Annotated in this window: 21 protein-coding genes and 3 pseudogenes; 12 read left to right on the top strand and 12 right to left on the bottom strand. The window is 58.5% G+C overall.

Going from position 1 to position 26143, the window contains the following annotated elements:
• Both WBQ96_RS28330 and WBQ96_RS25225 read right to left on the bottom strand, forming a co-directional pair.
• Entirely contained in the window at positions 1–297 is a 297-nt protein-coding gene (locus tag WBQ96_RS28330) for a DUF982 domain-containing protein (protein WP_442920894.1), read from the bottom strand.
• A 91-nt stretch (positions 298–388) separates the two neighbouring features.
• The gene (locus WBQ96_RS25225) at positions 389–1039 is read right to left on the bottom strand and encodes a BON domain-containing protein (protein ID WP_336555137.1); all 651 of its coding nucleotides are present in this window, start codon (positions 1037–1039) and stop codon (positions 389–391) included.
• 606 nt (positions 1040–1645) lie between these two features.
• Here WBQ96_RS25225 and WBQ96_RS28325 point away from each other — a divergent pair.
• Positions 1646–1867 (top strand): annotated as a pseudogene (locus tag WBQ96_RS28325) (hypothetical protein); the annotation flags it as partial.
• Positions 1868–2008: 141 nt separating this feature from the next.
• Here the strand turns inward: WBQ96_RS28325 and WBQ96_RS25215 are convergent.
• The 4 genes from WBQ96_RS25215 to WBQ96_RS25200 all read right to left on the bottom strand — a co-directional run bounded on the left by WBQ96_RS25215 (position 2009) and on the right by WBQ96_RS25200 (position 7315).
• Positions 2009–2827: a serine hydrolase gene (locus WBQ96_RS25215; RefSeq protein WP_337035941.1), complete on the bottom strand. Its 819-nt coding sequence runs from the start codon at positions 2825–2827 to the stop codon at positions 2009–2011.
• A gap of 240 nt (positions 2828–3067) precedes the next feature.
• Complete coding sequence (locus WBQ96_RS25210; RefSeq protein WP_165120860.1) at positions 3068–4207, bottom strand: DSD1 family PLP-dependent enzyme; 1140 nt, start codon at positions 4205–4207, stop codon at positions 3068–3070.
• Between the two features lie 78 nt (positions 4208–4285).
• Positions 4286–5848, bottom strand: a complete 1563-nt coding sequence (locus WBQ96_RS25205) for a D-aminopeptidase (RefSeq protein WP_165120859.1) — start codon at positions 5846–5848, stop codon at positions 4286–4288.
• A gap of 39 nt (positions 5849–5887) precedes the next feature.
• On the bottom strand, positions 5888–7315 hold the full coding sequence (locus WBQ96_RS25200) for an N-acyl-D-amino-acid deacylase family protein (RefSeq protein WP_205826864.1): 1428 nt from the start codon (positions 7313–7315) through the stop codon (positions 5888–5890).
• A gap of 156 nt (positions 7316–7471) precedes the next feature.
• Here WBQ96_RS25200 and WBQ96_RS28320 point away from each other — a divergent pair.
• Positions 7472–7651 (top strand): annotated as a pseudogene (locus tag WBQ96_RS28320) (helix-turn-helix domain-containing protein); the annotation flags it as partial.
• A gap of 81 nt (positions 7652–7732) precedes the next feature.
• The gene (locus tag WBQ96_RS25195) at positions 7733–8374 is read left to right on the top strand and encodes a LysR substrate-binding domain-containing protein (RefSeq protein ID WP_337035940.1); all 642 of its coding nucleotides are present in this window, start codon (positions 7733–7735) and stop codon (positions 8372–8374) included.
• Between the two features lie 23 nt (positions 8375–8397).
• Here the strand turns inward: WBQ96_RS25195 and WBQ96_RS25190 are convergent, their stop codons facing one another.
• From WBQ96_RS25190 to WBQ96_RS25175, 4 genes are all read right to left on the bottom strand, one after another.
• Positions 8398–10020: a dipeptide ABC transporter ATP-binding protein gene (locus WBQ96_RS25190; RefSeq protein WP_205826870.1), complete on the bottom strand. Its 1623-nt coding sequence runs from the start codon at positions 10018–10020 to the stop codon at positions 8398–8400.
• 17 nt (positions 10021–10037) lie between these two features.
• The gene (locus tag WBQ96_RS25185) at positions 10038–10928 is read right to left on the bottom strand and encodes an ABC transporter permease (protein ID WP_336555143.1); all 891 of its coding nucleotides are present in this window, start codon (positions 10926–10928) and stop codon (positions 10038–10040) included.
• Between the two features lie 7 nt (positions 10929–10935).
• Positions 10936–11877 (bottom strand): ABC transporter permease, encoded by a 942-nt coding sequence (locus WBQ96_RS25180; RefSeq protein ID WP_165120926.1) that lies wholly within the window; start codon positions 11875–11877, stop codon positions 10936–10938.
• A gap of 116 nt (positions 11878–11993) precedes the next feature.
• Complete coding sequence (locus tag WBQ96_RS25175) at positions 11994–13580, bottom strand: ABC transporter substrate-binding protein (RefSeq protein ID WP_165120854.1); 1587 nt, start codon at positions 13578–13580, stop codon at positions 11994–11996.
• A gap of 280 nt (positions 13581–13860) precedes the next feature.
• Here WBQ96_RS25175 and WBQ96_RS25170 point away from each other — a divergent pair, with 280 nt between their 5' ends.
• The gene (locus WBQ96_RS25170; RefSeq protein WP_165120853.1) at positions 13861–14379 is read left to right on the top strand and encodes a hypothetical protein; all 519 of its coding nucleotides are present in this window, start codon (positions 13861–13863) and stop codon (positions 14377–14379) included.
• Positions 14380–14599: 220 nt separating this feature from the next.
• On the opposite strand, the gene WBQ96_RS25165 is transcribed toward WBQ96_RS25170, so the two are convergent.
• Positions 14600–15076, bottom strand: coding sequence for an Lrp/AsnC family transcriptional regulator (locus WBQ96_RS25165; protein ID WP_312857919.1), 477 nt, complete (start codon positions 15074–15076; stop codon positions 14600–14602).
• A gap of 115 nt (positions 15077–15191) precedes the next feature.
• Here WBQ96_RS25165 and WBQ96_RS25160 point away from each other — a divergent pair, with 115 nt between their 5' ends.
• The 5 genes from WBQ96_RS25160 (at position 15192) to WBQ96_RS25140 (ending at position 21391) form a co-directional block, all read left to right on the top strand.
• Positions 15192–16421: a diaminopropionate ammonia-lyase gene (locus tag WBQ96_RS25160; protein ID WP_165120852.1), complete on the top strand. Its 1230-nt coding sequence runs from the start codon at positions 15192–15194 to the stop codon at positions 16419–16421.
• Between the two features lie 57 nt (positions 16422–16478).
• Positions 16479–17654 carry a M24 family metallopeptidase gene (locus WBQ96_RS25155; protein ID WP_165120851.1) on the top strand — a complete coding sequence of 392 codons (1176 nt, stop codon included), beginning with the start codon at positions 16479–16481 and terminating at the stop codon, positions 17652–17654.
• 68 nt (positions 17655–17722) lie between these two features.
• Positions 17723–18565, top strand: coding sequence for a transporter substrate-binding domain-containing protein (locus tag WBQ96_RS25150; protein ID WP_246245945.1), 843 nt, complete (start codon positions 17723–17725; stop codon positions 18563–18565).
• A gap of 69 nt (positions 18566–18634) precedes the next feature.
• Positions 18635–20137, top strand: coding sequence for an amino acid ABC transporter permease/ATP-binding protein (locus WBQ96_RS25145; RefSeq protein WP_336555148.1), 1503 nt, complete (start codon positions 18635–18637; stop codon positions 20135–20137).
• Between the two features lie 15 nt (positions 20138–20152).
• A complete protein-coding gene (locus WBQ96_RS25140; protein WP_165120849.1) occupies positions 20153–21391 on the top strand; it encodes a Zn-dependent hydrolase in 1239 nt (412 codons plus the stop codon).
• A 120-nt stretch (positions 21392–21511) separates the two neighbouring features.
• Here the strand turns inward: WBQ96_RS25140 and WBQ96_RS25135 are convergent.
• Positions 21512–21862, bottom strand: a pseudogene (locus WBQ96_RS25135) (IS66 family transposase); the annotation flags it as partial.
• A gap of 283 nt (positions 21863–22145) precedes the next feature.
• Here WBQ96_RS25135 and WBQ96_RS25130 point away from each other — a divergent pair.
• From WBQ96_RS25130 to WBQ96_RS25120, 3 genes are all read left to right on the top strand, one after another.
• A complete protein-coding gene (locus WBQ96_RS25130; protein WP_165120848.1) occupies positions 22146–23024 on the top strand; it encodes a peptidyl-prolyl cis-trans isomerase in 879 nt (292 codons plus the stop codon).
• On the top strand, positions 23021–24034 hold the full coding sequence (locus WBQ96_RS25125; protein ID WP_165120847.1) for a HupE/UreJ family protein: 1014 nt from the start codon (positions 23021–23023) through the stop codon (positions 24032–24034). Before WBQ96_RS25130 ends, WBQ96_RS25125 begins: the two co-directional genes overlap by 4 nt.
• A gap of 152 nt (positions 24035–24186) precedes the next feature.
• The gene (locus tag WBQ96_RS25120) at positions 24187–26079 is read left to right on the top strand and encodes a DUF3604 domain-containing protein (RefSeq protein ID WP_376767759.1); all 1893 of its coding nucleotides are present in this window, start codon (positions 24187–24189) and stop codon (positions 26077–26079) included.
• The last annotated feature ends 64 nt before the right edge of the window (positions 26080–26143 follow it).

The following is a 26143-nucleotide window of genomic DNA, read 5'->3' as shown; positions in this document are numbered from 1 at the left end:
TCAGGCTCCACTCCGATGTTGATTGGGCGGCTGCCACCACGTGATCGTCGGTTGTGTCTCTCGAAGAATGCTTGTCGCACGGGCAAAGCTCTTAAATGCGCCACAAGCTGAATCGATGGACATCCTTCCCAGCCGAGCCGCAGTACAGGCGCTAACGGCAGTCCTGTCGATCGGACCGCGACCCCACCTGGGCCAATCTTCCGGAAAATCCAGCGCCTCCTCGAGACAGTGAATTTCCCCGATCAAATGCGGTCCGTCGTCTACATCGATCGGGCTGGCAAACTTCGCTCGAGTCATCGAAATCTCCTTTCGAACGAACGCTCAATTCTGGAGACTGGCAACTAACCTTGAACTTGGCAGGACAAGTCACTGGTCGGTTGTGGAGACGCTAGTGCGCAATCGTAATCCTGTCTTCGACAAACCGGACGCCGGGAACGGACCACGCCGCACGTTCTGCCGCATCGCGCTGGGACCAGGAGGCTACCTTGCCCTTCAACGTCACCTTTTCTTTGTCCAGTTTGACGCTGATCTCTTGGGGAGCCAGTTCGGCACAGCGTTTCAGGGCATCGCGGATGCGCTTTCTCACGTCATCCACGGAAGCATGCTGCTTCACATCGATAATGTTGAGGACGTTTCGCACGCCGGCCAGCCCCTTCACTGCGTCGGCAACTTCCATTTTCTGGTATTGCCAGTCGACGAGTCCCGACAATGTCACCCAGCCCTTTTGGACCTGCACCTGAATGGCGTCGTTCGGAACGACAGAAAGCCAATGGATCAAGCTTAGGACACGCCCGGCAAGTTCTTTGTCAGTCGGCTCGTGACTGTCGGAAGGCCTGACCTCGATTTCCTGCACCACATCTTTCACTCCCCTCACCCGTCGGGCCGAAGCTTCGGCAGCCATCTTCTCGGCAAATGACCGGACATGGCCTTTCAAGGTGACGGTCCCCTTATCAGCCGCGACTTCGATCGTTTCCCCTCGGATGCTTGGCTCGAATTCAAGCTCGGCGAGCACGTACTGCCGCAGAGTTTTGTCTTTCATGACGCCCTCTTGTCTCTTTAAGCTTCACTTGGCTGAGACTTTTAACGAGGCTGCCCGCAGGAAACATTGATAAGGATCAAAGACGCATTTTCGATGTCGGGTCGCTGACGAATCGCCAATAGATATCGAGTAACGTTCGGAAAAGGGTCGGGAGGGGTGAATTGGGGATGGCGTTCCGATCAAGCCTATGAAGAAGAGCAGCGGGTGCCTGTATTGCATCTGATAGCGATCCGTCATGCCCTCGAAGCAGCGGATGTCAAATCTCTCTCGGAGAATGGCGAGGGACCCGGCGTACGGTTGGCGCGTCCGTCATAAAAGAAAATGATCCTGTTCGGCAGGAGCGTTTGTCGCGATGCTTATCAACGACCCTCGTATCCCGCCTCTCCTGACGTGGGAACTCCGCGAAGATGATCGATGCGGGGCGACCCAGATAATGCAGCTTTCCGAAAGAAATCGAACGCAAGGGTGGCGGTCGGCGCTTTCCAAAACTGATCGAAGAACGTGCGCGCGCCGTCAACACCAGACCGTCCCTGCTTACCGCAACCACTTCGACGGACGGCTTGCGGAATACCGCGCTATCATTGCTGATGTCGAACGTTCTGGGCGGACGCCTGCGCTTTGTTTCAACGTAGAAACCTCCCGATTGCTGCTTTCCTGTCGATCCTGGTCCTTGAGGAGGTGGAAAAACATGTCGCTTGTTTCCCAACGATTTGGAATGACATCCTCCACGCTTTTGTTCAGGGCCATCAAGGGGTGCCGACCGGGGCTGGGTCAGATCGTTTGCGCCAGCAGCGGTCAACCTTGCCGGCACCGAGATGGTTCACATAATGCGCAAACGGCAGGGACGTTTCGCTTTCAACCCCGCACCAACCTTGGATCAGTTCGAGGCAAGCGCCACCTGAAATCCGTACAGCGGTCGGCTATCATAAGGTTACCTGCCCGCAGCCCGCCTCCTATCATAGCAACTGCTTATGCAACCGACCCGAAGCTTGAAAGCACGATCCGGCTCATCTGCGGAAACATTTCGGGATGATCTTCGCAAAGAACTTTGCCCTTCGTCATCAGCGAGATCGTCAGCGCCGGTTCACCCGGCTTCTGGATCCTGGCGAGGTCATGTTTGAAATAGGAGGTCCGCTCATCACCGGACCAGGGGTTCCAGCCGCATTTGCTCCATAACAGCCAATCCGCGGGGGCACCCCCGCCGAGATAGTTGTCAACCTGAAATTTTGGCATCTTGGCCTCGGGGGAATTGCGATCCCGAAACATGATGCGCTGGGCGCGTTCGCGCCCGGCCTCGGAGAGAGGCAGGTTGCCGTCGAAAAGTTCATGCACCAGACGCGCGGCCACCAGCGGTGTCAATGCGTTCAGATATCCACCATCTCGCGAAGCGTAGGTCGCCTCCCTGCCGTAGCGGATGTCGCCCATCAGTTTCTGGGAGATGTTGCATCCGGCATATTCGGGCCATTTCAGATCGTGAAAGAAGCGGTTGAGGCCTTCTCGCCTGTCGATCCATGCTTCCAGTTCGTCGCCTTCGAGCAACGTGTCTCCAGTCGTCTTGGTCAACAGGTCGATCACATAGTTCGTAGCTGTATTGGAGGACCAAAGGATCATGTCGCGCATCGCCCGATCGAGATCGTCGTGAGGCGTCAGCAAACCTGCATCGAGCGCGTGAAGCGCATGTACCAGGTGAAAGGATTTGACCACGCTGCACGGGTAGCAGACCCAGTCGCCCCGCCAGGAAAACCCCTCCGGTTCCGCACCCTTGGCGGGTTGCCGAACTATCACCATGCCGAAATTGTCTTCCTTGAGCCCACGATCTGCGAACGTGTCCAAAAATGTCGAGACACAGGTTTGTCCCAGCCCGGACATGGCATCGCTTTGTATGAAGAACATATCTTTCCCAAGCCTTTTGATGGCCCCTCGCCATCAGGATTGGAAGCCTATGCGAACCCCGGAGCACTGGAAACGCAATTTATTTCGGCAGCCCATAGTATATTTGAGGGGTTGGTCCGCACCGGAGGCGCGACGTCAGAACAGCTTTCCGCGGGCCGTGACCGGCCAGATGGCTTCTACCCGTTCGCCCCGCACTGCGACATACCAATCGTGAAGGTTGCAGGTCGGGTCGCAGTGTCCGGGCACGAGCAGCAGCCGATCGCCTACATCGAGGACACGTTCCGGATCGTCCAGAACCCCGTGTTCGTCCGTCGCGCGAACGTACCGGATTTCCGCCCGATCGACACGGGGCAGGCCGCTGTCGACAGCGAGCGCCTTAAGGCCGGCATCGCAGACGGGCCTGCCTGGAATGGCCGTGCTCATCACGCCGGCCATGACGAATAGAGCATTCTCCATCCCGCCCGGTTTTCCGCCGCCATCTTCTTTCACGCGATCGTAATGGGCATCCATGAAGATGTATGAACCGCATTGAAGCTCGTTGATGACGCCGAGCTCGGCGTCCATTGCAAACGACCCCGTGCCGGCGCCGCCCACCGTGCGGCATTCCATTCCGGCAGCCGCGAGCATTTCGACGGTGGTGCGGGTTGCCTGCGCGGCCGTTTCGGCATTCCGTCGTCGTTCGACGGGAGCCTCGATGTGCTGAAGACTGCCCTGATAGGCCTGCAGTCCTTCGAACCGGAGTGCGGGGGCCTCATTCACGGCGCAGGCGAGGTCTACGGCGGCCGCACCCGGCGCCACGCCGCAGCGATGTGCCCCGCAATCGATCTCGACCAGAACTTCCAACGTGCTGCCGTGGCGCTGGGCAGCCAGGGACAATTCTCCTACAGAACGGATGTCATCGACGCAGACAATGATCCGCGCCTTTGCGGCGAGCCACGCGAGGCGATCGGCGCGCGCATCGCCGCGGACCTCATTAGAGACCAGGATGTCAGTTATTCCTGCCCTGACGAACGCCTCCGCCTCCGAAACCTTTTGGCAGCATATGCCGCACGCTCCGCCCTCGACTATTTGCCTCAGAGCGATATCGGCCGACTTATGGGTCTTGGCGTGGGCTCGCAGCCGCAGGCCATGGCGCGCGATGAAGTTGCGCATCCGGCCGAGGTTGCGCTCGAACCGGTCAAGGTCAATAATTAGGGCCGGAGTTAAAACCTCGACGACCCGCTGACCGGGACGGGCGGGGATGTCGTAGCCGACCTCAAGTGTCTCTAAGTCCATAGTCTGCCTGTTCTCGTTCAAGGTTGGCGAATTTTGCCGGCAAAGTTCGTAGGGAACCGACAGAATCCATGCCCAATATCACGACACTTTGCGATAGCGCAGCCCGTGTGCGAGCCAGCAGCCAAGCACACATCCCGCTACGGCTCCGTTCATCCCGCGTCTGATGCTTAGCGTCCATTCTCCCGGCGCAGGGGCGTCCAGTGTCCGGCGCGTCGCGACGGTCCACGTGTCCGGTCCTGCGGGGCTCACGAGTTCCATGGGGCCGACGCCGAGGAAGCCTTCGAAACGTGAATAAACCCCACAATCTGCGGTCTCGATGATCATGGCCGCATCGAGTTCGTCGCACGCATAACGCCCGGCGATCTCTATGGCATCGGCTGTCTCGACACGCTCCAGCGGCATCAGGCGGCTGACGAGGTTCTCTTTCGGCCGCGACATCGTCAGTGTCGTTCCGGTTCTCGTCATGCTGGTAATTGGGCCATGAAGGCTTCGGTCCGAGGCTGACGTCAGTTTTTCCCGCCCAGTCGCAAAGTTGAGGGTCGCCCCTGTCTCGCCGGTGTCGACACGGCAGATGAGGCCGGTCTCGGAACACGTCCACTGTCCGCGCCAGCTTTCGTCGACGGCGGCCGTGCGCTGTTGCGGGATGCCGAGCGCGGCTCTACCAAGATGCAGCGCAGCATGGTGCGCGTCCGCTTCATGGTTGAATGCCACGAAGACGGACAGCCGTTCGGAAGCGACATGCAACCGATGGGCCCGAAAGCCCCGCAGCGCCCCGCCGTGCCCTGTCGTCTCGAAATCTCCGAGCTTCCCATGTGCTACCCCGAAGCCGTAAGCGGCTGGTGTGCCATCTCTGAATTTCACTGGCCGCGCCAGACGCGCGTAGAGCGCGTCGGCATCATCGCGATATTTGTCGATCCAGCGTTCGTAGGCCAGCATATCCTTCAGCGATGCCGAGATTCCGGCGTCACCAACCCAATAGATGCCGTTGGCGGCCGGGAAGAAACCGGATGCGGCGTTGCCCTCGTATCCGATCACGTCATCAACCGGAAAACGCGTATCCGGGGCTGAGATTGCCGTTTCCATCCCGGCCGGTTTCCAGATCACGTCACGGTAATGGCATTCCAGCGGTCTGCCGCTTTCTGCCTCGATCATTTCTGCAAGGAGCCGGAAGTTGCCATTGGAATAGGAATAGCGCGTGCCAGGCGCAAAATGGCTGCGCTCCATCGTGGTGAACATTCGAATTGCGTCTTCGCGGTCGAATATCTGACCAGCGGAGGCTCCCAGCAACACGGTGAGCGCCCAATAGTCTCTGAGACCCGATTGGTTGTTGCACAGTTCCTCTATTGACGGCAGTGCCTCCTTGAACCGGGGAAGAAGCCGCGCCACGCCCGCATCGAGACGATCGGGATGGGCAAACAGGGAAATCAGAACGCCGCAGGTGAACTGCTTGGTGATCGAGCAAATAGGCAGTCGGGTGCCGGTTTCCATCGGACGATGCCGGGTAAGATCCGCATAACCCCAGGCTTTCGCTGCGATTATCCTGCCTTCGCTGACCACCCCCGCAGTGCCGCCCGGCCCAGGATAGAGGCGCGGCAGCGCGTCGAGCGCAAGTTCAAGTTCGGCAAAGTGCAGATTGCTCATGGCTCGGGAGCGAACAGGAGGGGCAGTACTGAGAGCACCCTAAGCCAGCACATGTCCCGGCCTCGAGCCGGTAATCTCTCCACACTTCCATACAGCGGTCCCGTTGACATAGACTGAAGCGATGCCTTCCGCCGGTTGCACCGGCTTCTCATAGGTTGCGCGCTCGCTGATCGTCGCCGGATTGAAAACCACGATGTCGGCAAAATGCCCGGCGCGAAGCCTGCCGCGCTCCTTCAACCCGAAGCGATCCGCCGTAAGCGAGGTCATCCGGCGAACGCCTTCCTCGAGCGAAAAAAGCCCGACGTCGCGTGCATAGTGGCCCAAAACCCTTGGAAACGTCCCCCAGACGCGGGGATGCGGATGCGTGCCCCCTGCGATGCCGTCCGAACAGATCATCGTGTGCTGGTAGCTGAGGATCCGCTGCACATCCTGCTCGTCCATGATGAAGAATATCCCTGTGGCCGGCAGCAGCCTTTCGACCGCCTCGTCGAGGTCCACGCCCCATTCCGCCGCGACGTCGGCAAGGTCACGGCCTGTATGTTCGGGAAACGGTTCCGATTCCGCGACGATCACGCGCTCCGCCTGACGGTGCCGGCCGGAATTTAGGATCGTCGAGCTTGCCGTCCACGGGGTGGTGTCGAGACCGACGTCCTGAAGCTTCATGGCGGCGTCGATCATTTCCAGCGTGCGAACCGAAACGCCGAAGTTCGCAACCCCCGCGCATTTGTGGTGCGAGATATGCACGCCGCAGCACGAATTCCGTCCGATCTCGAGCGTTTCCTCGACTGCTTCGACGACACGGTCGCCTTCGTCGCGCATATGTGTGACGTATAGCTTTCCGTGCTGCCGCGCGACACGTGCCATCTGCGTCAGTTCATGGGTGGAGGAGGCACGGGCTGGCGCATAGAAAGGCCCCGTCGAAAGGCCGATCCCACCTTCCGCGAGCGCCTTGTCGAGCGCGCGGCTCATGGCGCGCAGCTCTGTCTCGTCGGCGGCGCGCTCCAGGTCCGCGACCTCGTTGACCCGCAGCGTGCCATGCCCGACAAGACAGCCGGAATTGACGGCCGGCGGTTCCGCGCGCAGGCGATCTCGATATTCTCCAAACGACGCAAAACGTGGTGCATTGAGCCCGAAAAGCATCCTCAGCGGCTGCGGCACCGGGTCTGGCGCAGTCAACGGAGCCAGTGAGAAACCGCAATTGCCATTTATGATCGTCGTCACACCTTGGCTGACCACGGACGCCATGTCCGGGTGGGTGAACACGGCCAGGTCGTTGTGCACGTGTGGATCTATGAAGCCGGGCGCCACCGCCAGCCCGGAACAATCTTCTTCACGCCCTCCCGCCATCTCGGAAAGTTCGCCAATGGCGGCGATGCGATCACCCGTGACAGCGACATCGCCCTTGCGTCTCGGGCCGCCCGTTCCGTCGATAATGTCGGCATTGCGGAAAATGATGTCTGCTTTCAACTTTTGGTCCTCTCGGCACAGGGTCGGGCTCGGCAGGCCCTCGACCGAGCGACACGGTCTCCGGCTCCCCTGACGCGAAAGTATATGCGGCGCACGCGCGCCGGATAACAAAATATGCTTTCCCATCTTATAGCATTATTCTATATAGTATGACCTATGAGGCGACTGACACTTCAGCGTATCCAGGTCTTTTGCGCGATCTACAAACACGGGTCGATCAACGTCGCCGCGCGGCAGCTCGGGATCTCCCAGCCGACCGCGAGCCGTCATCTCCAAGATTTCGAGGCGGCCCTGAAGGTCGTGCTTTTTGAGCGCCGGCAGGGCAAGCTTCACCCGACTCATGAGGCCCATTCGCTCTATGAGGAAAGCCGCATTCTCAATCATGGCATTTCGCGTCTCGAGCGGCATGTGGAGTCTATGGCGCTGGGCATGGGTAAGCAGTTGTCGATCGCCACGGTCAGCCTCTATGGCCGCGAGCATCTTGCCTACGCTTCCGAGCGTGTTCTGGCCCGATTTCCGGACCTCAACCTAAAGATCACGATCGGGCTTGCCGAGCAGCAGGTGGCGCTGATCCATGAGGGGCGGGTCGATCTCGGTTTTGTCTCCGGCACGGTCGATACACAGAACCTTCATTCGACCAATGTGGGCCGTGGCCGGCTTGTGGCACTGGTGCCGGAAGGATCGTCACACGTCGAAGACAACCTTTTGGAACTCGCGAAGCTCGATCCTGGCACCTCGATGATCAACATGTCGCCGCGCGGCGCCATCGGACACATCGTGAACGAGGCACTGGCGCGCCACGGCATCGCATCGGACGAGCGAATCGTCAGCCACTCGCTCGACGTGCTGCCGTTTCTGGCCAAGCAGTTCAACCGCCTGACCATTGTCGACATTTTCACGGCGCGATCGGTCGTGCTCTCAGGCATGCGGATCGTCCCGATCCGCCCCGCGCTGACATTTGAAGTGAACATGTTGTCGAGCGCCCCGGTCCGCAACGGAACTGTGGCTTGGCATTTCTTCAGGGCCATGAAGCAGGCGCTTCAGAACGAAGAAGTCTGACTCCAGAGCGATCCGGATTTGCTTTAAAGCGGCCGGAAATTGCGGAAGTCCCAGTGGCGCCCGGGCGCTGCATCGATGAGCGCGCGTGTATAAGCGTCACGTGGATGAACCAGCACCGCTTCGGCCGAGCCATGCTCGACGATCCGCCCCTTGTTCATGACGATCACGCGGTCGCATATTTCGGCAGCAACGCGAAGATCATGCGTGATGAACAAAAGCCCGACGTCTGTCTTCTCCCGGATTGATTCCAGAAGCTTCAGTATCCGGGCCTGGACGGACACGTCGAGGGCGGACACGGCTTCGTCGGCAACCAGCACCTCGGGTTCCATTATCAGCGCCCGTGCAATGCTGATGCGCTGGCGCTGTCCTCCCGAGAACTGGTGTGGAAAGCGGTCGAGAGCGGAAACGGGAAGACCCACGAGCTCCATCAGGCTTTTGGCTCGCTCCATGGCGAAGGCGCGCGGAACACCGAAATTGGTCGGACCTTCGATGATGGATTCGCCGACCCGGACGCGGGGATTGAGCGACCGGTACGGGTCCTGAAACACCATCTGGATGCGACGGAACCGTTCGCGAAACGCGTTTCCCCGAGCGTTCACCAGTTCCTCGCCGGCGAGGACGATCCGGCCGGCGCTCGGCGTCTCCAGGCCGATGACGCATCGCGCGAGGGTCGATTTTCCCGAGCCCGACTGTCCCACGATGCCCAGGATTTCACGACGGTGCAGCGTCAAATCGCAGTCTACGGCCGCTTCGACCACCGTCGATGGGCGTAATATACGGCGACGGACAAAGATCTTGGAAAGTCCCTTTATCGAAAGAACGACATCTCCTGTAACGGCCTCGCGCGACTGCGGCACGAGGCTGGGAACCGACGAAACCAGCATCCGGGTATAATCATTACGAGGCGAGCGCAGGATTTCGTCGCGCGATCCGGTCTCCACCACTTCGCCCTGGTTCATGACCACAACTTTGTCCGCGACATCAACCACGACACCGAAATCATGGGTGATGAAGAGAACAGCCGTGTTGAACTTTTGCTGCAATTCGCGGATTAGCGCGAGGATCTGCTTTTGGGTGCTGACGTCCAGCGCCGTCGTCGGTTCGTCCGCGATCAGCAGCTTCGGATTGAGGATCAGCGCCATGCAGATGACGACACGTTGCCGCTGACCGCCCGAGAGCTGATGCGGGTAGGAATCGAAAATCCGCTGCGGATCGGGCAGGTGGACCGCTTCGAGCATCTCCAGAACGCGCCGCCGCCGGGTGCGGGCATCGTCGCTGCAATGGATCTCCAGCACTTCCTCGATCTGCGCCCCGATACGTTCGACCGGGTTCAGCGCAGTCATCGGTTCCTGGAAGATCAGGGACATGCGAGTCGCACGCAACTCGCGCAGGCGGCGCGGCGTTACTGTCAGGACGTTCTCGTCCTCAAGCAGGATTTCGCCGGCGGTGCAGCGCAGGCTCTCCGGGTCCAGAAGTCCCATGACCGAGTAGGCCGTCAGCGACTTGCCGGAACCGGATTCGCCAACCACACACGTGATCTCGCCCGCTTTGACCTCGATGTCGACGTCGCGAAGCAATTGCTTGCCGCCGCGCCCGGCCAGCGCGACGCACAGACCCTTGATCTGCAGGACGGTTTTGTCCGACATGGCCTTCTGGGCATCCGTCATGCCCGCTTCTCCATTTTCGGATCGAGCCGGTCACGCAAGACGTCGCCGATGATGTTGACGCTAAGCAGCGTCATCGCAAGCGCGAAGCCGGGAAAGAAGATGAGGCCCGGCTTGAGCTGAAAATACATGCGCCCGTCAGCCATCATGTTCCCCCAGGATGGGATCTCGCTGGGGATTCCCGCACCGAGGAAGCTCAAGGTCGACTCCGTCAGGACGGCCGACGCGAAGACAAACGTCGCCTGAACAGTCAGCGGGGCGACTGTGCTCGGTATGAGATGCCTCCACAGGATGCGCCGGATGGGACTGCCGAGGGTGATCGCGGCCTCTACAAAATCTTCCGATCTCACGCTGAGAATGACACCCCGTACAAGACGGACGACGCGAGGGACCTCGGGAACGGTAATGGCCACGAGAACGGTGGCCAGCGAGGCACCCGTCAACGCGATCAGTGCGATCGCCAGAAGAATACCCGGAATGGCCATGAGGCCATCCATCACGCGCATAATGACCATATCGAAGGCGCGGAAATATCCCGCGAATACTCCGACGACCAGCCCGAGCGCGACACTGAAGACTGTCACTCCTGCGCCGACCGTCAGCGACAGGCGCGATCCGTAGACGATGCGCGAAAAGGTATCTCGACCGAGCGCGTCCGTTCCCAGGAAATGGGCGGAAGTAGGCCCGAGCAGGCGTTCTGCCGGTGCTATCGCGGTGGGGTTGGCGGTGGCGATCAAGGGAGCGAAGACCGCCATCGCCACAACACACATCATCACCACGGCGGCCAGCCATGCTGGGATGCTCGAGAGCGCGGCGCGCAGAATAGCGTTTGCGCCAGCTGGCGCGGCTTCCTCACGGCGTATCGGTCCTGACTCTTGCAATGACGACATTCGCGGCTCAGTACCTGATCCGGGGATCGAAGACGGTGTAGAGGATATCGACGATCAGATTGACAAGGATGTAGATGAACGAAAACAAGAGAATCAGCGCCTGGATGACCGGGTAGTCTCGTGCAAGGACCGCCTCGACCACCAGCCGCCCAAGGCCTGGCAGATTGAACACAGATTCCGTGACCACAACGCCAGTGATAAGGGACGCGACACCCGCCCCAACGACCGTGACGATGGGAATGGCGGCGTTGCGCAAGGCGTGGCGGATCAGGATGGCGGTTTCCGTGGCGCCCTTCGCACGGGCGGTGCGAATGTAGTCTTCGCCCTTGACCTCGATGATGCTGCTGCGCGTCATGCGTGCGACGAGCGCGATATAGGCGCCACTCAGCGCGAGAGACGGCATGATCAACCGCTGTGCATGAGCCCAAAAGCCGCTCGACAGCGGCTCGTAGCCCTGAACCGGCAACCATCGAAAGCTGATGGCGAAGGCATACATCAGCACATACCCTATCACGAAGACGGGCAGCGACAGTCCGAGTGTCGAAAGGCCCATCAGAGCCCTGTCAACCAGATGGCCCGGCTTGCGGGATGCGAGGACCCCAAGAGGGATCGCCACCATCATAGTGAACAGGAACGAGCTCGTGCTGAGCGCGATCGTAGGCCCGATGCGGTCGCCGATGAGATCCAGAACTGGGGCGCCCGAAATGAGTGAAACGCCCAGATCGCCGGTCGCCAATCGCTGCAGCCACGTCCCCAGTTGAACCAGGATCGACTGATCCAGACCCATGCTGACGCGAATGGCTTCGAGTTGCGCCTCCGTCGCATCTTCGCCCGCCATGATGGTGGCGGGATCGTTCGGCGTAAGTCGTAGTGCGGCGAAGACGATTATTGCCACAAGGACCATGACCGGCAGTGCGGCAAGGATGCGTCTGAGCACGTAGAACAACAACATGCGCCTTGGACTTCCTGGGGTCGTCGCGGGCTCCGTCTAAGAGACAAGCGACATGCTACTAGGATTCTGGAAACGGGACCGGAAGGAAGCCGGCCCCGTTGACGTGCTCAGTGTTAGTCGGCGGCTTTGCGGACGTTCCAGAATACGGTCACTGGCGCCTCCAGAAAACCGGTCCACTTGTTGCTGAAGGCCGCAGGAACCTGGAACTGGCCGAGCGGTCCAGCCGCCACTTCCTCCATGGCCTTATTCTGAATCTCGACCGTGATCGCCTTGCGTGCTTCGGCGTTCGGAGCCTTGGCGTACTGCATGCGCAGGTCGAGGATCTCCGGAACATTGGGACGGGTCACAGCCTTGCCGTCAGTTGCCAGCATCGAATTGCCGAACGGGTCCTTGGCAATCGCTATGCTCGCGCCGGTGATGAAGATGCTCCAGCCACCCTCGTCAGGGCCTTTGTCATTGGTCAGGTTGCTGACCGCTGACTGCCAGTCCATGGTCTTCAGTTGCACGTTGAAGCCGACGCTTCGCAAAGCCTCGCCAATGACGACCGGCTGGGTGGAGAAAAGTGCGATGTCGGTGGGATGAAGAATGACCACGGGCTCGTTGTTGTAGCCGGCCTCCGCCATCAGAGCTTTGGCCTTTTCCTTGTCGGCTTCGACGATCCATTCCTTGCCGGTCTCGTCTCCGTTCACCGTCCCGCACCCCATGATCGCGGCGCAGGGCTTAGAGTATTCGGGGTTGCCGACCATGGCATCCAGAATGTCCTTCTGTGCAACGGCGGCGAGCGCGGCCTGTCTGAGCAACTTGTTGTTGAATGGTGGCTGCCGGGGGTTCATCGTGAAATATGTCCATGAGCCGAGATGGTCCAGCACCTTCACGGTTACGTCTGGATTGTCCTTCAGAAGCGGTATCAGGTCGTAGGGGAGTTGCTGGATATAATCCACCTCGCCATTTGCCAGCGCGTTCACCGCCGTCATCTGGTCGGGCATCGTCACCCATTCCACGCGCTCGACACCCACAACCTTGCCGCCAGCGGTCCAGTCAGCGGGCTCGTCACGTGGGATGTAGTCGGGATTCTTTTCGTAGACGGCCTTAATGCCGGGCTGGAACTCTTCATTGACGAAGCGATATGGCCCAGAGCCAGTGTAATCGGTGATTGCCTCGGAAGCAGGGGTTTCCGCGACCTTCTTCGGCATGATGAAGAGCGGCCGGGCGCCGAGCTTCGAGAGACCTTCAAGAATGAGTTCGGTGGGCTGCGTCAGTTTGATCTCGAAGCTTTTTTCGTTCAGCGGCTTCATTTCATCGACCAGCGTCATTAGCGGGCCACCGGTTCCGTCGACTTCAGCCCAGCGGCGGATCGAGGCGATGCAGTCTTCCGATGTCACCGGCGAGCCATCATTCCATTTGAGGCCGTCCCGCAGCGTGAAGGTGTATACGAGACCATCTTCCGACGTCGTCCAGTCCGCCATCTGCGGGCGCACCTGAAACTTCGAATCGAGGCCCAGAAGCGTGTCGTAGATCATGTAGCCATGGTCGCGGCTGATGTAGGCCGTCGTCATGATCGGGTCCATGAGGCGCAGGCCCGTTTGCATGACGACGCGCAGCGTGTCCGGCTGCGCATGGCTCGCGGCGGGATTGATTATCAGTGTACCGAGCGCCAGCAGGCAGGCGCGGCTGATCGAACGGATCGACGGTGGTTTCATGCGACATCTCCATAGAAAGAACCGGGGATACGCTTGAGAGCGGGCGTGTCGTAGACGCAGGGCAGAATCGGCATTGAATGCATAACTGCATCAATGATGCCTTGGCGACTTTCGCCCACACTTTCGCCCACACTTTCGCCCTCACCAGATGACATATGTTCCCCATTTTTGTCGTGTATCTTGCATCGGGTGCAGTGCCGGATGATAGGGAAACACCCGGGGGCAAGAAAGAAACTTTCTTTTCGCGTTCTATAGCATATTGCTATCGGCTTGAGGAGGCTTGAGCAAGCGGCTTGAACCTGGAAAATATGCGGCGCGCTACGTTGTCCCGGCAACAGGTTGGAAATTTTCGGCCCACGGCACCGCCATCGCCGGTCTGATAGGTGCACGACCGGTGTCTGCTCAAGGTTTGCCGGTAGAGAGTCCGAACAAAGTGTCGATCAATCTGCCCTTTGCCGGCGTAGACCCCTTCTGCCGGATCGTTCCGATTTCGACGAATTTCGACCCCGATCCGGAACAGCTCATCTTTGCCTCTATGCCGAACTCATCAATGCCGATGTTATCGTGGTTCCAAGGGACATACCCGACCCGAGGCCGGACGCTGGCCGCTTGGCGCCGAAGAAGTGTCTTTTTTGACTTTGGAATTTTTAGTCCCGGAAGCACTTGCCACACGAGCCTTCGGTTATTTAGCCTTCTGAGAGGCTTGTTCTTTCTTAGGCGTTTCCTGTGCAGCGGCGATTGGGCTGTCTGCCCGCTTGGTTTCAGCGTCTTTCAATTCAGCCATTATCTTTCTCCTTGATCAAGTTCCTAAACCTTGGCTTGCGTGGCAAGCATTAAAGAAGAATGTCTGACAGTCATCGACCGGCCGGAGTCTTAAGAAGTGGTTTGAAAGCAGATGGTCCTGGTTTGCCGTTCATAACGGCCCGCCCCGGGGTACACCCGGGGCGGTTTTGCGTTCGTCACCGGCCCTCCCATAGAGACTATTCTAGACCCTCGTAGCCTTGCGCTTGCGAAAGTTCCTAGAGTGGGATTGGTCCATTCGTCTTGACGTTTTCCATAGAAACGCAGGTTCGAAAGCTTTTGACGTTGCCACCCTCGAAGAAGAGCTCACGCGTCATTTCATTGTATTCGGCCATGTCCTTGACGTTCACGATCAGAATGAAGTCCATTTCCCCGGTTACATAATAGCACTGCTGCACCTGCCTGCAGCGAAGGAACCGATCCTTCATGGCGTCCAATAGATCCAGGCGCTCATTCTCTGTCGTCACGTGAACGATAATCGTCAGTGGGCGGGCCACGGCCGTTTCGTTCACGATTGCGATGTCCCTTCTAATGACACCGCTTTCACGAAGCTGTTGAAGCCGCCGGGCAACCGCCGGAGCCGAAAGTCCGATCCGGTCCGCAATTGCCCGCTGCGGCATCATGTTATCGACCTGAACCAGCTGGAGAATCTTTAGATCGAAATCGTCGACCGTTACCACCGGTTGCTTCTTCACCAGACCCTCCTAATCTCAGACAATTTGCAAGAAACTTGCACATTCATATCCAAATGAGAGCACAAATAAACTCTGTCTTGGAATATTCTCTTAGAAAATCAGGCAAGAGAGTTCCATGCAGTTGCATTTCTATAAAGCCGCCGATCGTCAGTTAAATGAGGCGGACAGACGCATCGTCGGTGTTGATGCCCCTGATATCGTGCGCCCGTTTCTCGCGCTGTGGGGGCAGAACGAGACCCCTCCCTTGATCTCACTTCCCGAGCTGGCAAAGCAGACAGGGACCGGACACGTCCTGATCAAGGACGAAGGGCAGCGATTGAATCAAGGTAGCTTCAAGGCGTTGGGTGGAGCCTACGCCGTGATGGCGATCTTTAAATCCATGCTGGAAGAACACCTGGGAAGCGAAGTCGCAATACCCCAACTTGTCTCCCCCACGGCCAGAGAATATGCAAGATCCATAACGTTCTGCTGCGCGACAGACGGCAATCACGGGAAGTCGGTCGCTGCCGGCGCGCGACTGCTCGGTTGCAAGGCGGTTATCTTCGTCCATGAAGGGGTAACTCCCGCAAGGGCCAATGCCATTGGCGCTGACGAGGTCATCCGGGTTGATGGAAACTATGACCACTCCGTCGCGGAAGCAGAAAGAATAAGTGCAGAGCGCAAATGGATTCTCGTGTCTGACACATCCTGGCAGGGCTACGAGTCAATCCCAAGTCTGGTAGCACAAGGATATACAGTCCTCGCGGACGAAGCGCTTGAGCAATTTGCGCTCCAGGGACTTCAACCGCCCACTCATGTCTTCCTTCAGGCGGGTGTCGGCGGCTTTGCCAGCAGTATCTCGGGGTATCTTTCCGAAGTCCTGGGGCGCGACAATATTACCGCGATCATCGTCGAGCCGGACCGCGCTGCGTGCCTTTTCGAGACGGCCACCGCAAGCGAACTGCGCTCCTTTACGCCAACCCAACCAACCATCATGGCGATGCTGGAGTGCTATACGCCGTCGCTTGTCGCATGGCGGATACTGCAAAGGACAGCAGATGCTTTCATGACTGTTTCCGAAGAGGACGCAAAGCATGCGATGCGTTCGCTCGCGTTCCGTGGCCAGGATCAAGAGGGAATTGTGGCAGGTGAAAGCGGGGCGGCCGGGTTGGCAGGACTTCAGGTGGTAGCCGCAGATGCCGAGGCCCGCGCGATCTTGAAGCTGGATGAGCACAGCCGCGTGCTTCTCATCAACACGGAGACTGCCACCGACCCGGCTTCCTACGAGGAGATTGTCGGAGTATCGCCCCAGTCAGTATCCGGCGCTCCTGCCCGCGCAGGTACTCCGACCGCCCTGGTTCGATAGACGGATCAATCTGCCTACGCCCTCGGCGTAGAACGCACAATTTTGGAAGGACATGCTATGCAAAACCAACTGATTGTTCCGAGGAGAGGCTTCTCGTCCGCGGAATTCGAGGCACGCGTAGCCCGTGCTCAAAAGATCATGAGCACTCACGGATTTGATGCACTCCTTGTCTCCGCACCACCGAACGTAAGATACTTTACGGGATTTGACTCTCAGTTCTGGGAAAGCCCGACAAGGCCGTGGTTCATCGTCGTTCCTTCGGCTGGAGAGCCTATCGCCGTCATCCCGGAGATCGGCGCACCAGAAATGGCCCTGACATGGATGAAGGACATACGGACCTGGCCAGCTCCGGTGCCGGAAGACGACGGTCTTTCTCTCCTCAAGGCAACTCTGGAAGGCCTACCGAAACGCTTCGGGAGGATCGGTGCGGAAATGGGCCGGGAAATGGCGCTGCGCATGCCTGTCTCGGAATTCCTCAGGCTTCGCGAAACTGTCGGGTCCAGTATCGAGGACGGTTCGCCATGCCTTTGGGAGATCCGCATGGTGAAGACCGTCGCTGAAATCGAACACATCAACTACATCTGCCAGATAGCGAGCGACGCCTACGAAGCATTACCGTCGCAGATATCCATCGGCGAAAGCGAACGCGAGGTTGCCCGCAAATTGCGCATCGACATTGCTCGCCGGGGGGCGGATTCGACTCCGTTCCTACCTGTGATTTCCGGTCCCGGAGGGGTCGAGCAGATCGTTTGCGGGCCTCACGACCGTGTTCTGGAGAAAGGCGACATCCTCTTCATCGATACCGGATCGACATTCGACGGCTACTTTTGCGATTTCGACCGCAACTACGCCGTCGGTACCGTCTCCGATGATGCGCACAGGGTGCATGAAGCACTGTGGCTTGCGACGGAAGCAGGGATCAAGGCTGCAGTTCCCGGTGCCACCACCGATGACATGTTCCGCGCGATGTCGAAGTTCATCGAGGACGCCGGCGCGATCGGAAACAATGTCGGCCGCCTCGGTCACGGGCTTGGGCTTCAATTGACCGAGCCGCCGTCACATCGGCTCGGCGATGGCACCGTAATCCTCGAAAACATGGTCCTGACCATCGAACCCGGAATGGAATACGCGCCCGGCAAGATGATCGTCCACGAGGAAAACATCGCAATCACCCGCGATGGTCCACGCCTGCTGACGAAAAGAGCGCCGCGGGAACTGCCAGTAATTCGCTGAGGACGAATGGGAGGAGAACCGTCCATCTGAGACAGATGGTCTGTCTCACAATCAAGGGGAATAAAAAAATGAAACTCAACATCAAAATCGCAGCTGTCGCCAAATCGAGTATGGCGATGGCAATTCTTGCGATCACGCTGGGCTCTGTGGGAGCTGCCCGTTCAGAAGATGTCGGCACGATCACCGCTGGCAAGCTTCTTGTTGGATCAGATCAGGTCTACCCGCCCTATGACTATTTGGAGAATGGCGTCACCAAGGGGCTGGATGCCGACGTCCTGGCCGCGATCGCGCCCAGGCTCGGGCTTGAAGTCGAGTTTGTCGACACTCGCTTCGCCAGCCTCATCGGAGGGCTTCAAGCCAACAAGTACGACGTCATCGCATCCGCTCTCTATGTCACGGCTGCTCGCGCCAAGGTGGTGGACTACATTCCCTATGCCAAGACCGGCGGTTCCCTGATGGTGCGCAGCGACGACGATTTCGCGCCGAAGAAGCCGGAGGATCTATGCGGCAAGCGAGTGGCAAACCTCAAAGGCGCGGCCTGGGTTCCGGAACTTCAGAAAACGTCCGACACCAGCTGCGCATCCAATCCCATTGACGTCAAGGAATTCGCCACGTCCGCCGAGGCGGCACAGGCGCTCCTGTCTCGCGGTGCGGACGTCGTTTTCGATGATGCGGGCGTTTCGAAGGCTGCCGTCCTTGCAACGGGAGATCGGCTGAAAATCACATCCACCGAGATTCTGTTCCCTGTCGTGATGGGAATTGCCGTCAAGAAGGGCAATACCGAGCTGCTGGATCGGCTCAAGAACGAGTTGCAGACGCTGGTCGCATCGAAGGAATACGATGCAATCCTCGCGAAATATAATCTGGCGCTGCCCTCTGAAGAAGAAATCGCCAGGTCACTCTCCGAGTAAAACTAGCAAGCCCGCGCAATCGTAGCCCCTTTGGGGCTACGCCTTGTTGGCAGCACCGGAAACGAAACAATGGAATTTGACTGGTCCTATACGATCGGGCTTCTCTGGAGCCGCGACTTCTGGAACGCAACCCTGCTTGTTGTCGAACTCAGCCTGGCGAGCTGGATCATCAGCGTGATACTTGGATTCTTCGTCGCCCTCGCACATCGGTCCAGTTTTCTCGCAGTAAGAAAGATCGCGTCTGTCTACGTCTGGTTCTTCCGGAGCCTACCGCTACTGGTGCTGCTGATCTTCGTCTACAATCTCCCGCAAGCGTTCCCGTCGACAGGGGCTTTCCTCTCGATTCCCTTCATCTCCGGTCTGATCGCACTCGTTCTAAGCGAGACAGCCTATATTGCCGAGATTCACAGAGGCGCGCTGGTTTCCGTCAGCAAGGGACAATATGAGGCGGGACATGTGCTTGGCCTCTCGCGCTCCGGCATCCAACGGCTCGTGGTCATTCCGCAAGCGCTACGAATTGCTCTCCCGTCGCTCGCAAACGAGTTCATCTCGATCGTCAAGCTGACCTCGCTCGTCTCCGTCATATCGCTGGCTGAAATACTTCTTGTGGGCCAGCGCTACTACACACAGAACTTCAAGGTTATCGAAACCATGGTAGCGGTCGCGTTCTACTACGTGCTGATCGTGACAGTTTTTGACACTTTGCTCAAGGCGCTGGAACGGCACCTCGATTTCTCCAATCGCCTCACCGCGCTTTCGAAGGCTGGGATTGAAGATACGGATTCTCCGGCCGCGCCGTCGGTCATGGAACGGGACGACAGCCAACCGGTAATCCGACTTGACCGCGGCGGGAAATCCTTTGGCGACAATTCCGTATTCAGCAACTTGAATCTGGCCGTTCGTCAGGGGGAAGTTGTCTCGATTATCGGACCGTCAGGGTCTGGAAAGACCACCCTTATCCGGTCACTGAACGGGCTGGAGACGCTTGATCAGGGCGTCGTCTATCTGAAGGAGAAGCCCTTCATAGCCGGTCGTGAAGAGGGGCTCAGCATGAGCCTGCCGAAAGCCAAAACCGAGATGCTGGAACTCGGGATGGTGTTTCAGAGCTTCAATCTCTTCCCTCACAAGACGGTACTCGGGAACGTTACGCTAGGACCCCATTACCACAATCGTGGAAGTGTCGGCGAGATCCGGGCCAGTGCCAGGGCGATCTTGAGCCAGGTCGGAATGCTCGCGCACGAAAACAAGTATCCGCATCAGCTTTCCGGCGGGCAACAACAGCGTGTCGCCATTGCAAGGGCTTTGGCGATGAACCCCTCGGTCTTGCTGTTTGACGAACCGACGTCAGCGCTGGATCCGGAAACCGTTGGCGAAGTGCTTCGCATCATGGCCGATTTGGGAAAATCCGGCCGGACTATGATCATCGTGACGCATGAGATGAAATTCGCGCTCGAAGTCTCGGATCGGGTGATTTTCATGGAAGGCGGGAAAGTTGTCTTCGAGGGCTCACCGGATGCGCTGCGTGACGAAGTTTTGCGGGATGCCCGTCTCGCCGATTTCGTCCGCCTTTGAAAATGAAGGAACCAGATGACCGCCTTGATTGTCGATGGCGAACGGCTTGTTCGCCGACTGAAGGAACTGGGGAGCCTCGGCGTCGACAAGGACGGCCGATTGACAAGGCTTGCTGCCACCGACGCCGACAAGCTTGGCCGTGATCTGTTTGTGCGCTGGGCGAAGGAAGCCGGTCTGGTGGTTTTCATAGACCGCATCGGCAACATTTTCGCGGTTTACGAAACATCGGAAAATGCTGGGGCGGCACCCGTCATGATGGGCTCGCACATCGATACGGTCATCGATGCAGGGATTTTTGACGGATGCTATGGCGTTCTGGCGGGGCTTGGCGTTATTGAAGCGGTCAAGTCCGCGGGAATTCATCTCCCGAGACCGCTCGTCGCCGCCGCTTTCGCCAACGAGGAAGGCGTGAGGTTCACCCCTGATATGATGGGTTCCCTGGTATATGTGGGTGGAATGGACGTGGAAGAAGCGCTGCAGGCAGTTTCAATCGACGGCAAGCTGCTTGGCCGAGAGCTGGAACGCATTGGATATGCGGGAAAGCTCAATCCTGGATTTCTAACTCCCGAAGCCTATGTCGAGCTTCACATCGAACAAGGACCCATTCTGGAATCCCTGGGAATGCAGATAGGCGTTGTCGAGAATCTGCAGGGGATTTCATGGCAGCGCATCACGATCGATGGCGTCGCCAACCATGCCGGAACAACCCCAATGGATTTGCGGCGCGATGCCGGATATGCGGCGGCGAAAGTCATGAACTTCGTACATGACCTTGCCCTGAACCACAGAACGGAAATGGTCGGGACGGTTGGGTCCATCCATTTCGAGCCCAACGCGATCAACGTAATACCTTCACGCGCCACCCTTACGGTGGACCTGCGCAGCCCAAGGGAAGAACGGCTCCTGGTGGCAGAGACGGCGCTTGCCGATGAGATCATATCGATCTCGAATGCCCTCGGCGTAACTGTGAGAAGTGAGACGCTCGCGCGAACACAGCCGGTAGAATTCTGCGACGAGATCGTCGACAGGATCGAGCGGGCCGCAGAGCTGCGAGGTTTTAAATGCGTGAGGATGACGTCGGGAGCCGGACACGACGCTCAGATGATGGCCCGCCTATGCCCGACCGCAATGATCTTCGTGCCAAGCGCACGAGGCATCAGCCATAATCCCGACGAATATACTCCGGACGGCGACTTGATCAACGGAGCGCAGGTCTTGCTGGAAGTTGTAACAGACCTGGCGAGCGAGCACTGACCGCGTTCCTTTAACGCAACTGTCGACTGGCCACGCTTTCGTAGAGCATTTTTGCCTCTTCGACGAAAGAAGTTCCTAGATCATCTGCGTCGGCGAGCAGGACCAGTAAACCGTAACCATCCGGCCAGGGCCGCAGGTTGCGAGAGCAAAGCCGCGCAGCGCCCGTTCGGCGGCATTGTTGGTGAGACAAATCCGGCCATCTTCCTGGCTGGCATCGGCTCCCAGCTCCTCGAGCTGCAACTCCATCTGCTCGAGAAGACGCGCCTTGCGCTCCGATCTGCTGCCTTGGATGTCGCGGTTGAGCTTCTCGATCTCAAGGCGCAACCGGGCGATAAGCGCATCCGAATGCGCGTTCACCGCCTGTGCGCGAGCCGCAATGGCCTCCGCTTCACGGCGTGCCGCGCGCTCGGCGAGGATCATCGTATGCGCGCTGGCAAGGTCGTCCGGGAGCTGATCGGCCACGCAGTTCATAGCCAGACGGAATCATATTCGGCCCTACGTTACCAGCCATTTCGGCTATCCAGCGGAACTCGGACGCCAGGTTTTTTGCGGCACTCGCCAGTCGATCCCTTCGAGCGGATAACCGAGGCGATGCCGAAATGACCCCGACGGTTGATCGGCTAGGGTTCCTTGCAATCCGCATCTAGGATAATAAGCCGCTAGGCCATTACTAAAAGAGACCCTTCGCATATCTTGTATATTATAGTAATTTGGCACCGTTTACCTTTCAACGATTTAAGCATACTGTACGACTATGAAGCTGCTCTCCGAACCGTTACTTCACTTCACGGTCAGTGGTGCTATTCTGTTTTCAGCCTATGCTTGGCTGAGCGGGAACAAGCCGCCCTCCGATGGCGTCGAGCCAGTACGCATTGGTGCTGGTGAGATTCAATGGCTTAAGCAAACCTATTCAAGCCAGTGGTTGAGGCCGCCCGACACCAACGAGCTTCAGGGGCTGGTCACAAATCTCGTAACCGAGGAACTTTTTGCGCGCGAAGCACAAGCAATCGGCCTCGGCGAGAACGATACGATTATTCGGCGACGCCTGGCGCAGAAGCTTAAATTCCTCGTTGAGGATACGTCACGGTTGGCCGAGCCAACAGACGCTGAGTTGCGCCGATATTTCGAAGCGAATGCGCCTCATTTCGAGGAAGGCCCTCAGCTGTCTTTCTCCCAGATCTATTTCAATCCGGAAAGCCGCAAGGACCCGGTCAAGGATGCCCGCCTCGTCCTCGCCGGCTTAAGCGCTGATGTCAACGTCGAGGAAGCAAAACTCGGAGACCGGCTTCTGCTTGAAACAGAGTTGGCGCATGCCGACCGGCAGGCCGTCGCCAACGCGTTCGGGACCGAGTTCGCCGATGCGTTGCTGGCGGTCGAGCCCGGCAAATGGACCGGGCCGTTGAAGTCCGGCTATGGAATGCATCTCGTGTTCGTCAGCGAAAGGCAAACCGCCCGAATGCCGCCGTTCGAAGCGGTTCGTGACAAAGTGGTCACGGAGTGGCGACGCGAGAGCGAACAGAAGGCGAGTCAGGATTATCTCGCACAGCTGCGCCAGAAATACGGTGTGAAGGTCGATGACAGCGCGAAGGCGCAGCTCGAACCGCAGCCGGCAACGAACGTGTCAATGCGATGACCCGGCACCAGTTTCTCGTCTGTCTTCTGGTATCCTTCTGCGCAGCCATCGCATCCCCCATAGATGCGGCCGCGCACGAAGTCAGGCCCGCCTATCTCGATGTCCGAGAAGAGACCCTCGGCGTGTTCAGCGTGTTGCTCAAGACGCCGATGCAGGGCAACGCACGGCTGGCCTTGTCTGCCACGTTCTCCGGCAAGGTCGAAAGGCTCGCCCCGGTCGTCTCACGCCCAACGGGCAACGCAATGCTGCAGTCCTGGCAAATGCGAGCTGTCGAGCCGCTCGAGGGTCAAACGGTTTCGATCCACGGCCTGCAGAACACGATGACGGACGCACTCGTGCGCATCGAATTTCTCGATGGCTATGTCTGGCTGGAGAAGCTAACGCCGGGCTCGCCCTATGCAACGATCCCGGCCGTGCAGAGCAACTGGACCGTAGCGAAGACCTATATCGTCAGCGGTATCGAGCACATCCTTTTCGGCTTCGACCATTTGCTGTTCGTTGCCTCGCTGATGCTGATCGTGCGGGATTGGCGCATGCTGGTGAAAACAGTCACGGCGTTCACTGTGGCGCATTCGATAACACTCACTTTCGCCACGCTCGGCTGGGCAACGCTGCCCTCTGCACCGGTCGAGGTGATGATCGCGTTCAGCATCGTCCTTGTTGGAGCGGAGATCGTCAGAATGGAGCGCGGCGAGATCAGCCTGACCATCACCTGGCCCTGGGTCGTGGCTTTCGTATTTGGACTTCTACATGGTTTCGGCTTCGCCGGAGCACTAGTCGATCTGGGCCTGCCGCGCGGCGACATTCCCCTTGCCCTGTTCTCCTTCAATGTCGGCGTCGAAGTCGGACAGCTGATGTTTATTGCGGCCATTCTGGCGATCGTCGCCTCGGCAACTCGCTTCTTCACGATCCCGCGGCAGGCAATCGTCGCATCTGCATATGGGATCGGCACGATAGCAGCATTTTGGGGCGTCGAGCGGCTCGATGCGATGCTGCGAGTTCATGGATGATGAGGCGCTCGATCCGATAAATCAAGAAGCATGCGCGGAACCATTGATACGGCCGCGAAACGGGAGGGACAATGATGACCGACACTGGGTACACCCTGAAGAATGCTCTCTTGCGCAGTATCGCGACTCTCGGATTGTGGACAGCACCCTCCATGCCATCGCTGGCTCAGGAAGCCGTGCACACCGATGTCGGCGACATCGATGCGAAGACCGGCACTGACATTTTCCCGACGAAGCGTCCCTATTCGCCCTGGGCGGGACGCAACTTTCCGATGCGGCCCTTGTTCGGCGACACGCATCTCCACACAGCGCTTTCCTTTGACGCCGGCGCCGCAGGAGCGAGGATCGGACCTCGCGAAGCTTATCGCTTCGCCAAGGGCGAGGAGATCACAGCCTCAAGCGGCCAGCCAGTAAAGCTGTCGCGTCCACTCGATTTCCTAGTTGTCGCGGATCATTCCGACAATCTTGGATTTTTCGCCGACTTCCTCGCGGGAAAACCGGAAATCCTGCAGAACCCGCAGGGACGGAAATGGTATGACATGGTCCAGTCAGGAAAAGGCGCCGAGGCTGCGTGGGACATTGTCGTCGCCTTTTCGCAGGGGAAATTTCCGCCGGACATTACCTACCAGCCGGGCAACCCGGCCTATCGATCGGTATGGCAAAGCATTATAGATGCCGCCGAGGAGGCCAATGATCCTGGGCGGTTCACCGCTTTCATTGGCTACGAGTGGACCTCTCTCGACAAGGGAAACAACCTACATCGTAACGTGATCTTTCGCGACGGTGGCGAAAAGGCGGCTCTCATTGAGCCGTACACTACACAGCCGCCGCTCGGCAGCAACAACCCGCGTGACCTGTGGAAGTGGTTGCGCAACTATGAAGAGAAAACAGGCGGCAGTGTGCTGGCCATCGCCCATAATGGCAACCTCAGCAATGGGACCATGTTTCCACTGGTCGAGCCATCCACCGGAAAGGAAATAGACCGGGATTACGCTGAGCAGCGAAAGCGCTGGGAAATCCTTTACGAGACCACCCAGATGAAGGGAGACGGGGAAAGCCACCCGACGCTGTCGCCGAACGACGAATTCGCCAATTTCGAGAAATGGGACAAGGGTAACCTCGATCTCAGCGAGGCCAAGAAACCGGAGATGTTGGAGTTTGAATATACGCGCTCCGCATTGAAAAACGGCTTGAAACTCGAAGCGAAGCTTGGCGTCAATCCATACAAATTTGGGCTTGTCGGCTCAACAGACTCACACACTGGCCTTTCTACAGCTGATGACGACAATTTCTGGGGCAAGATTTCTTCAGGAGAGCCAAATCCGGGCCGAACAAGCCACCCATTTATGACTAATCCGAAGCTTGGACTGAAGATCCTGGGCTGGGAGACCACGGCGTCGGGCTATGCCGCTGTGTGGGCCCAGGAAAACACGCGTGCCTCGATCTTCGACGCCATGAAACGCCGGGAAACCTATGCCACCACCGGGCCACGTATTCTGGTGCGCTTCTTCGGCGGCTTCGATTTCACAGCCGATGACGCCAATTCGAGGAGCCCAGCTCTCGCTGGCTACAGCAAAGGCGTGCCGATGGGCGGCGACCTGACAGATGCACCCGCTGGTAAGGCGCCAAGCTTCCTCGTTGCCGCTCTCAAAGATCCGATCGGCGCTAACCTCGATCGCTACCAGATCGTCAAGGGCTGGCTCGACTCTGCCGATGAAGTACACGAGAAGGTCTACGACGTAGCTTGGTCGGGTGATCGCAAGCCGGGCACTGATGGCAAGGTGCCGCTGGTGGGCGATACGGTGGATGTGCAAAACGCCACATGGACCAACACGATAGGCGCTCCGGAACTAATCGCGGTTTGGAGCGATCCCGAGTTCGATCCGAAGCAGCGCGCTTTCTACTACGGCCGCGTCATCGAAATCCCGACGCCACGCTGGACCGCTTATGATGCCAAGTACTTTGGCCTGACCATGCCGCCGGAGGTGCGGATGACCACCACGGAGCGCGCTTACACATCGCCGATTTGGTACACACCAAAGTGAGGATGGGAACATGCAAAAATCAAACTGCACTGTCTCAAGTCGATCCGTTATGCGGTGGCAAACC

The sequence above is a fragment of the Mesorhizobium sp. CCNWLY176 genome (assembly GCF_037153935.1).
Taxonomy (GTDB): domain Bacteria; phylum Pseudomonadota; class Alphaproteobacteria; order Rhizobiales; family Rhizobiaceae; genus Mesorhizobium_M; species Mesorhizobium_M zhangyense.
This window is presented reverse-complemented; position numbering and strand designations above follow the sequence as displayed.